The sequence below is a fragment of the Melaminivora alkalimesophila genome, from assembly GCF_000282995.1.
GTDB lineage: Bacteria > Pseudomonadota > Gammaproteobacteria > Burkholderiales > Burkholderiaceae_C > Melaminivora > Melaminivora alkalimesophila.
On the sequence record NZ_ALEE01000744.1, the window covers coordinates 1 to 1780 of the forward strand.

Sequence of the window (1780 nt, forward strand, 5' to 3'; positions counted from 1 at the left end):
CCGATCGGCGGCGTCAGGCGGCGGCAGCTCGCCACGCTTGCGGCCGGCAAACATGGTCCACCACACGATCCCCAGCAGGATCACCAGCGCCAGCAGCGCTTCGAGCAAAATCACTGTCATGAACTCCCGCCTCCTGCGCTTGCTTGTCCTCGCACTGATTGTAGGAAGCATCGCCGCATGCTCCACCCGGCGGCCTTCCGCGCCCGCGCCCGGACCCTCGACCGGCGCTGCCCCGGCCGTGCCCGCGCCGCCTGCTCCCCCGTCGGGCGTGGCCAAGAGCCGCTGGGTACCGGCGGCGTGGAGCGAACTGCCCGGCTTCGAGGACGACGCGCTGCACGAGGCCTGGAACGCCTGGCTGCGCAGCTGCGAGCGCCCGCCGCCGGCCTTCGCGCCGTTGTGCGGGGACGTGCGCCGGCTGTCCATCGCCAGCGACGCCGAGCAGCGCGCCTGGATGGTCGAGCGCCTGCAGCCCTACCGCATCGAGGCCCAGGACGGCAGCGGCGAAGGGCTGCTCACGGGCTATTTCGAGCCGTACCTGGAGGCCTCGCGCCAGCCGGGCGCGGGCTTCAACGTGCCCCTCTACCGCCCGCCCGCCGACCTGGGGGTGCGCAAGCCCTGGTACACACGCCAGCAGATCGACACCCTGCCCGAGGTGCAAGCCCAGCTCGCCGGCCGCGCCATCGCCTGGGTGCGCGACCCGGTGCAGGCGCTGGTGCTGCACATCCAGGGCTCGGGCCGTCTGCGGGTGCGCGAGGCCGACGGCAGCACGCGCATGGTGCGCCTGGCCTACGCCGGCACCAACGACCACCCCTACAAGAGCGTCGGCCGCTGGCTGCTCGACCAGGGGCTGGTGCGCGACGCGACCTGGCCCGGCATCTCGGCCTGGACCCAGGCCAACCCGCATCGCGTGCAGGAAATGCTGTGGGCCAACCCGCGCTACGTGTTCTTCCGGGAGGAGCCGCTGGACGCGCTGGACGCCGGCTTCGGCCCGCGCGGGGCGCAGGGCGTGCCGCTCACCCCCGGGCGCTCGATCGCCGTCGACCGCGCCAGCATCCCCTACGGCACCCCGGTGTGGCTCGCCTCCAGCGGCCCGACGGTGCAGCTGTCGCGCCTGGTGCTGGCCCAGGACACGGGCAGCGCCATCGTCGGCGCGGTGCGGGCGGATTACTTCACCGGCTGGGGCGAACAGGCGGGCGAGATCGCCGGCCGGCTCAAGCAGGGGCTGCGGCTGTGGGCGCTGTGGCCGAAATGAACCCCGGCGGCTAGCCATGGGGCATGCGCGCCAGCCCGGCATGCAGGCGCCTCCCGCCGCCAGCCTGCGCCTGGACGAAGCGGCGCTGCGCGACGTGCTGTTGGCACAGGGCATCGAGCAGCTCGACACACAGCACGCGCTGGTCAGCGCGGCCGAGCGCGAGGCGCTGCTCGCCGATGCGCTGCGGCAGGCGGCACCCTCGCCGGATGCGTCCCCCGCCCGGCTGGAAGACGTGCTGCGGCCCTGGGCGGAAGGCATGCTGCGCCACGCAGTCGCGCGCGAACCCGCGCTGGCCGCACTGCGCGAGGGCCTGCGCCGCTGGCGCTGGGCTGCCTGGGCGGCGCCGCTGGCAGCCCTGCTTGCCGGACTCGCGGCCGACCGGATCGCGAACGCGCACCGGGTGGACCTGCTCTCGCCGCCGTTGCTGCTCGTGCTCGCCTGGAATCTCGCCGTCTACGGTCTGCTGGCCTGGAAAGGCCTGCGCCGCCGCATGGGCACCCCGCAGGCCAGCCTGCCCGGCGGGCCGCC

Annotated in this window: 1 protein-coding gene and 1 pseudogene; both read left to right on the forward strand. The window is 74.4% G+C overall.

Features of this window, described 5'->3' with window-relative positions:
- Positions 1 to 79: 79 nt before the first annotated feature.
- Positions 80 to 1252: a murein transglycosylase A gene (mltA, locus tag A612_RS14420; RefSeq protein WP_241209564.1), complete on the forward strand. Its 1173-nt coding sequence runs from the start codon at positions 80 to 82 to the stop codon at positions 1250 to 1252.
- Between the two features lie 40 nt (positions 1253 to 1292).
- A pseudogene (locus A612_RS17630) lies at positions 1293 to 1780 on the forward strand (hypothetical protein); the annotation flags it as partial.